5 protein-coding genes are annotated in these 7530 nt (G+C 69.7%); 2 read left to right on the plus strand and 3 right to left on the minus strand.

The window, feature by feature from the left end; genetic code table 11:
• Nucleotides 1-117: 117 nt before the first annotated feature.
• The 3 genes from Vse01_RS26150 to ettA are packed head-to-tail and all read right to left on the minus strand — an operon-like array spanning nt 118 to nt 2929.
• Nucleotides 118-798, minus strand: coding sequence for a DUF8185 domain-containing protein (locus Vse01_RS26150; RefSeq protein ID WP_093411233.1), 681 nt, complete (start codon nt 796-798; stop codon nt 118-120).
• Complete coding sequence (locus Vse01_RS26155; protein WP_093411230.1) at nt 795-1238, minus strand: acyl-CoA thioesterase; 444 nt, start codon at nt 1236-1238, stop codon at nt 795-797. The genes Vse01_RS26150 and Vse01_RS26155 overlap by 4 nt, the downstream gene beginning before the upstream one ends.
• 14 nt (nt 1239-1252) lie before the next feature.
• On the minus strand, nt 1253-2929 hold the full coding sequence (ettA, locus tag Vse01_RS26160; RefSeq protein ID WP_093411228.1) for an energy-dependent translational throttle protein EttA: 1677 nt from the start codon (nt 2927-2929) through the stop codon (nt 1253-1255).
• 342 nt (nt 2930-3271) lie between these two features.
• Here ettA and Vse01_RS26165 point away from each other — a divergent pair, with 342 nt between their 5' ends.
• On the plus strand, nt 3272-4672 hold the full coding sequence (locus Vse01_RS26165; protein ID WP_093411226.1) for an alpha,alpha-trehalose-phosphate synthase (UDP-forming): 1401 nt from the start codon (nt 3272-3274) through the stop codon (nt 4670-4672).
• Nucleotides 4673-4713: 41 nt separating this feature from the next.
• Nucleotides 4714-7275: a trehalose-phosphatase gene (otsB, locus tag Vse01_RS26170; RefSeq protein WP_093411309.1), complete on the plus strand. Its 2562-nt coding sequence runs from the start codon at nt 4714-4716 to the stop codon at nt 7273-7275.
• The last annotated feature ends 255 nt before the right edge of the window (nt 7276-7530 follow it).

The following is a 7530-nucleotide window of genomic DNA, read 5'->3' on the forward strand; positions in this document are numbered from 1 at the left end:
CACTCCCCAGCGGATCCGGTCGCCTACAGTGGGTGGATCCGAGGATGGACGGTACCCGGACAGCCGGAACGAAGCACCCCCCCAACGCCAGCACCAAACCGGAAGGATGGGTAGCGGTCAGCCGTTCGGATGAGTCACGGATGGCCGCACGACAAGATCGGTGGCCTTCTGCGACCAGATGGCTCCGTACGGTCCCACCAATCCGACCCATCGGCCAGCCGCACGTACCTGCACGCCGTCACCAGCTGCCGAATCCTCGGAGGCACCGAGGAAACCCATTCGAACCAGACCCTGCACCATCCGCTGGGTCACCTCCACCGGACGGTCAGGCTCGTCGTCGGGGGTGACCACCACCGCCACGTGGTCCAGCAGGGCGTCGCGGAGCACCCGCTGCCCCACCGCCCGGCCGCCGACGCCGTGCTCGGCCGCCTCGCGCAGGGTACCGGCCGCCGCCTCGGCCAGCCGGCGCAGTTCCCCGCCCGGCATCGTCTCTACCCGCCGGCTCACCGCCGGCGGCAAGGCCCACCGCCACTGCGCGTCGCGGCGGGCCGGCAGGTCCGCACGGCCGGCCGCGAATTCGGCGAGCAACTGCCCGGCGGCGACCGTCACATCACCAGGACCCGCGCCGGCCACCGTACGCACGGCCAGCACTTCCCACGGCAGCCGCGCCCAGAGGGCGGTACGCGCGCCGACAGCGGCCGGCCTCAGTCGGACCAGGGCGGCGCGCTCCAACCGGACGAGCCGGGCCAGGAACGCCCCCGCGTCGGCGACGTCGACGATGCCGTGTCCGACGCTCACGACGCACCTCCCGGGGCGTAGCCGAGCAGGAACGTCCGCTCCGGCTCGCTGAGCCGCCGGGGCACCTGCCGGGCCAGGTCGAACGGCACCAGCACCGAACGCGCCCGGCTGATGAGCAGTTCGCCGTCGTACATCTCGTATCCGATGGTGAAGGACGCGGCGCGCAACTGTTCCACCCACAGCTCGATCCGCACCGTGGGTGCGGTCTCGACGGTGGCCCGATCGAGGGCGTAGTCCACCGGGCGCAGGTAGTCGACCTCGTGCCGACGGATCACCACGCCCTCGGCGAACGAGCCCACCCCGTTCGCCCGGGCGCCGACGAACATCAACGCCACCCGGGCTTCCTCGTAGAGGGTGAGGAAGCGGGCGTTGTTGACGTGGCCGTACGCGTCCAGGTCCGACCAGCGCAGGGTGCAGTGGTAGACGAACCGGTCAGCCACGACAGACCGCCCGGTCAGTCGCGGGTCAGCTTGCGGTACGTCACCCGGTGCGGGCGGGCCGCCTCGGCGCCGAGGCGATCGACCTTGTTCTTCTCGTACGCCTCGAAGTTGCCCTCGAACCAGAACCACTTCGCCGGGTCCTCGTCGTCGCCCTCCCAGGCCAGGATGTGCGTGGCGACCCGGTCCAGGAACATCCGGTCGTGGGAGATCACCACCGCACAGCCGGGGAACTCCAGCAACGCGTTCTCCAGGCTGGAGAGGGTTTCCACGTCCAGGTCGTTGGTCGGCTCGTCGAGCAGGATGACGTTTCCGCCGATCTTCAGCGTCAGCGCCAGGTTGAGCCGGTTGCGCTCGCCGCCGGAGAGCACCTTGGTCGGCTTCTGCTGATCGGGGCCCTTGAAGCCGAACGCCGCGATGTACGCCCGCGAGGGCATCTCGACCTTGCCCACCATGAGGTGGTCCAGTCCGTCGGAGACGACCTCCCAGACGGTCTTGTCGCCGTCGAGGCCCTGCCGGTTCTGGTCGACGTAGGACAGCGAGACGGTCTCGCCGACCCGGACCGAGCCACCGGTCGGCTCCTCCAGCCCCACGATGGTCTTGAACAGGGTGGTCTTGCCGACGCCGTTCGGGCCGATGATGCCGACGATGCCGTTGCGCGGCAGCGAGAAGGAGAGGTTGTCGATCAGCACCCGCTCGCCGAAGCCCTTGGTCAGGCTGTTCGCCTCGATGACGGTGTTGCCCAGACGCGGACCCGGCGGGATCTGGATCTCCTCGAAATCCAGCTTGCGGGTCTTCTCCGCCTCGGCGGCCATCTCGTCGTACCGGTCGAGGCGAGCCTTGGACTTGGTCTGCCGAGCCTTGGCGTTGGAGCGCACCCAGTCCAGTTCGTCGGCCAGGCGCTTCTTCATCTTCGCGTCGCGGCGCCCCTCGACCGCCAGCCGGGCCGCCTTCTTCTCCAGGTAGGTGGAGTAGTTGCCCTCGTACGGGTAGGCGCGACCGCGGTCCAGCTCCAGGATCCAGTTGGCCACGTTGTCCAGGAAGTAGCGGTCGTGGGTGATGGCGACGACGGTGCCGGCGTACTTGGCCAGGTGCTGCTCCAGCCACTGCACGCTCTCGGCGTCCAGGTGGTTCGTGGGCTCGTCGAGCAGCAGCAGGTCGGGGGCCTCCAGCAGCAGTTTGCACAGCGCGACCCGGCGGCGCTCACCACCGGAAAGCTGGGTGACGTCGGCGTCCGGCGGCGGGCACCGCAGCGCGTCCATGGCCAGTTCGAGCTTGGAGTCGATGTCCCACGCGTCGGCGTGGTCCAGCTCCTCCTGGAGCCGGCCCATCTCCTCCATCAGCTCGTCGGAGTAGTCGGTGGCCATCTGCTCGGCGATCTTGTTGAACCGCTCCAGCTTGACCTTCGTCTCCGCGACCGCCTCCTCGACGTTGCCGAGCACGGTCTTGGCGTCGTTGAGTGGCGGCTCCTGCGCGAGCATTCCCACGGTGAAGCCGGGCATCAGACGGGCCTCACCGTTGCTCGGCTGATCCCAACCCGCCATGATCTTGAGCAGGCTGGACTTGCCGGCGCCGTTCGGACCCACCACCCCGATCTTGGCGCCTGGCAGGAAGTTCAGCGTCACGTTGTCGAGCACGACCTTGTCGCCGTGCGCCTTGCGCGCCTTGTCCAGGACGTAGATGAACTGGGCCACGGTGCGGGCTCCTCCGTCGCTTTCGATCGCCGATTTCGCGTGCCACGGACGCGGGCCAGGGCCGCCGTCCGTCGCCGTCGGCCGGGAGCCGGCCGCGCGCACGCCGTTGTCAATCCTGACAGGTACGCCGGGCTGCGCCCACATCGCCCCGCCAGACCAGGTCCACCGGGGCCCGTCACCGCCCCGGGGGCCGGTCGGGGCGGCTCACCTGTCAACATGATCACGTCCAGGGTTCGCCGAGTTCGGGGCGGGTAGGTGAGTCCGGCACAGGGGAACAGACGCCGCAGCTACGCTCAGTACGCTCATCGCGGTGGACCCGTCAGCACCCGGAGGTGGCCGATCGTGACCGTCCGTAGCTCCTTTGTCGTAGTGGCGAACCGACTGCCGGTCGACGAGGTGAGCACACCCGAGGGACGGCAGTGGCGACGCAGCCCTGGCGGGCTGGTCACCGCACTGCATCCCGTTCTCGCCGAACACCAGGGCACCTGGGTCGGCTGGGCAGGCGGCACCGGCGCGGCCCCCGAACCGTTCGACCTGGAGGGCATCCGGCTGCATCCGGTGCCGCTGAGCGCGGAGGAACTGGAGCGCTACTACGAGGGACAGTCGAACGCGACGATCTGGCCGCTCTACCACGACGCCGTCGAGACGCCCGCCTACAAGCGCCGCTGGCGTGAGGCGTACCGCTTGGTCAACGCCCGGTTCGCGGAGGCCGCTGCGGAGGTCGCCGCCGAGGGGGCGACGGTCTGGGTCCAGGACTACCAGCTACAGCTGGTACCGGCGATGCTCCGGGAGCTGCGCCCCGACCTGCGGATCGGCTTCTTCCTGCACATCCCGTTCCCGCCGATCGAGCTGTTCATGCAGATGCCGTTCCGCGCCGAGATCCTGCGTGGCCTGCTCGGCGCCGACCTGGTCGGGTTCCAGCAGCGGCTCGCCGCGCAGAACTTCGTCCGGCTCGCCCGGCACCTGCTGGGGCTGCGGTACGAGGGCCAGATGATCCAGGTGGACGGCCGTCAGGTCAAGGCCGGCGCGTTCCCCATCTCGATCGACACGCAGGAGATGGAGCGGTTGGCCGCCGACCCGGCGATCCAGGCGCGGGCCAAGGAGATCCGCGAGGAGCTGGGCAACCCCCGGACGATCATCCTCGGCGTCGACCGGCTCGACTACACCAAGGGCATCGAACTGCGCCTCAAGGCCTTCCGCGAGTTGCTTGCTGACGGAAAGTTGACAGTCCCCGACGCGGTTATGGTGCAGGTCGCCACACCGAGTCGCGAGCGGGTGGAGCACTACCAGGCACTTCGCGTCAAGGTTGAGCGCGAGGTTGGTCGGATTAATGGCGAATTCGGCCGGGTTGGCGTGCCGGCGGTGCATTATCTGCATCAGTCGTACAGTCGGACCGAACTGGCTGCGATGTACGCCGCCGCCGACGTGATGATGGTTACTCCGCTCCGAGACGGAATGAACCTGGTGGCCAAGGAGTACGTCGCATCAAGGGCGGACCACGGGGGCGCACTCGTACTCAGTGAGTTCGCCGGCGCCGCCACCGAGCTGCGTCAGGCGTTCCTGTGCAACCCGCACGACCCCGACGCGGTCAAGGACGCTCTGCTACGGGCCGTGCATGTGGAGAAGCCGGAGGCTCGTCGCCGTATGCGGACAATGCAACGCCATCTGCGCACCCACGATGTGGGGCACTGGGCGAAGTCCTTCCTCACCGAACTCGGTGTGCCCGACATGGAGGCAGCGTGAACGCGGCGTCCACCGAGAACGTCACGCCCGTCGCGGGCCCGATGGACCCGGAACTACGCGCCGCCATCGGGCGGATCGCCCGGGTACCCCAACTCCTGGTCGCCTGCGACTACGACGGCACGCTCGCACCGATCGTGGAGGACCCCAGCAAGGCCGTACCGCTGCCGGAGTCGGTGGCCGCGGTGCGGGCCCTGGCGGCGCTGCCACAGACCACCGTGGCGGTCGTCTCCGGCCGCGCGCTGCGCGACCTGGCCGCCCTCTCCCGGCTGCCGAGCGAGGTCCACCTGGTCGGTAGCCACGGTTCCGAATTCGACATCGGCTTCGTCGAGCGGCTCTCCCCCGAGCTGATCGCCGTACGCACCCGGCTGCGGGACGCCCTGCGCGACATCGCCGCGGCCCACCCCGGCGTCCGACTGGAACGCAAGCCGGCAAGTGTCGCCGTGCACACCCGTGGGGTGGATCCCCAGATCGCCGCCGCCACCATCGACGCGGTTCGCAGCGGTCCCGCGACCTGGCCGGACGTCACCGTCACCCAGGGCAAGGAAGTCATCGAGCTCTCCGTCGTGGCCACCCACAAGGGCACCGCCGTCGACCAGCTGCGCACCCAGCTCTCGGCCAGTGCGGTGCTCTTCATCGGCGACGACGTGACCGACGAAAACGCCTTCGGCAACCTGCACGGTCCGGATGTCGGCATCAAGATCGGCCCCGGCGAGACCAAGGCCGGTTACCGGGTGGCCGAGCCGATCGAGGCCGCCCGGGCACTCGGGCTGCTGCTGGAGACCCGACGGCACTGGCTGTTCGGTGAACGGGCGGTACCGATCGAGCGGCACTCGATGCTGGCCAACGGTCGTACGGTCGCGCTGCTCACGCCGGACGCCAAGGTGAGCTGGCTGTGCAACCCGAAGCCCGACTCGGCGGCGATCTTCGCGGACCTGGTCGGCGGCAGCCCGGCCGGGCACTTCAGCGTCGCACCCGAACGCGGCGGCATTCCGCTGGGCCAGCGCTACCGCTCCGGCACGATGACCGTGGAGACCCGCTGGTCCGGTCTCACCGTCACCGACTGGCTGGACAAGCCGGACCCCAAGGCCACGCCGGACGGCCCGGCCATCATCTCCGGTGACTCGACCCTGGTCCGGGTACTCACCGGCACCGGTCGGGTTCGCCTTGAGTTCGCGCCCCGGCCGGAGTTCGCCCAGGTCGCCGTGCAGCTTCAGCCGCTCGGTGACGGCCTGCTGGTGCTCGGCTCCAACGAACCTGTCGCGCTCTACTCCCCCGGGGTGCAGTGGGAGGTCGGCAACGACGGCGGGTACGAGACCGCCAAGGCGGTGGTGGACCTCGCCGCGCTCGGTGGTCAGGTGGTGCTGGAGCTGCGTTTCGGTACGCACAGCCTGGAACACCACCGGCTGCCCATCCACGAACGGCAGGCCGCAGCCGAACGACCCTGGAAGGACTGGGTGGCCTCGCTGCGACTGCCGACCACCGCCCGGGACCTGGTCGCCCGCAGCGCACTGACCCTGCGCGGCCTCTGCCACGAGGCCAGCGGCTCGATCCTGGCGGCGGCCACCACCTCGCTGCCGGAGGAACTGGGCGGAGTCCGCAACTGGGACTACCGCTACTGCTGGCTGCGTGATGCCGCGATGACCGCCCGGGCCCTGGTCGACCTGGGCTCGATAACCGAGGCCGAGGCATTCCTGCGCTGGGTGGACGGCTGCGTGGAACGCACCGGCGGGCACCCCGAGCGGCTGCACCCCCTCTACACGGTCGACGGCTACGAACTGGGCGCCGAGGCGGTCATCGACACCCTGCCCGGCTACGCCGGATCCCGACCGGTACGCGTCGGCAACCTCGCCAACCACCAGCTCCAACTGGACGTCTTCGGCCCGATCGCCGACCTGATCGCCGCCACCGCCGACGTACGCGGCTCGGTACGCGCCGAGGAGTGGCGGGTGCTGGAGAACATGGTCGAGGCGGTCCGCCGCCGGTGGCACGAGCCGGATCACGGCATCTGGGAGGCCCGCCTGCCACCCCGGCACCACGTCTTCTCCAAAGTGATGTGCTGGATGACAGTCGACCGGGCGCTGCACGTGGTACGCCAGCACGGCGGCGAGGATCGGCCGGAATGGGTGGAGCTGCGCGACCGGATCGGCGCCAACGTGCTGGAGTACGGCTGGCACGAGCACGCCGAGGCGTACAGCGTCGCCTACGGCGACGAGGACATGGACGCCTCGTCGCTCTGGATCGGGATCTCCGGGCTGCTGGCCGGCGACGACCCCCGCTTCCTCTCCACCGTGTTGAAGATCGAGGCGGATCTGCGCAGCGGGCCGGTCGTCTACCGCTACCACTGGGACGACGGCCTGCCCGGCCGCGAGGGCGGCTTCCACATCTGCACGGCATGGCTGATCGAGGCGTACCTGCGCACCGGCCGGCGAACCGACGCCGAGGAACTGTTCCTGCAAATGATCGACACGGCGGGTCCGACCGGCTTGTTGCCCGAGCAGTACGATCCGCTGGCCGAGCGCGGCCTGGGCAACCACCCGCAGGCGTACAGCCACCTCGGGGTGATCCGCTGCGCGCTGCTGCTGGACAACATGCTCAAGCAGTAACGAATGGTCAGATCGGAGCGGCCGGAGATCATCTGATCTCCGGCCGGTTCCGCTTTGGGCGTGGGTCCGCGTTGTAGGCGTCGTTGGGGTGTGGCCTGTCGCGCTGCGCTGTGCGTGCGGTTGGGGGTGTGGCCCGCCGTGCCCGGCTCCGGGCGGTCAGGCTTGATCCCTGCGCCGAACACGGCGGGCCACACCCCGCCCGTGGGCGACCCCGTCCGAATGTGCCGGGTGTGTCCGGTTTCGCCCGTTCCTGTT

It is taken from the genome of Micromonospora sediminimaris, assembly GCF_016863575.1.
GTDB lineage: Bacteria > Actinomycetota > Actinomycetes > Mycobacteriales > Micromonosporaceae > Micromonospora > Micromonospora sediminimaris.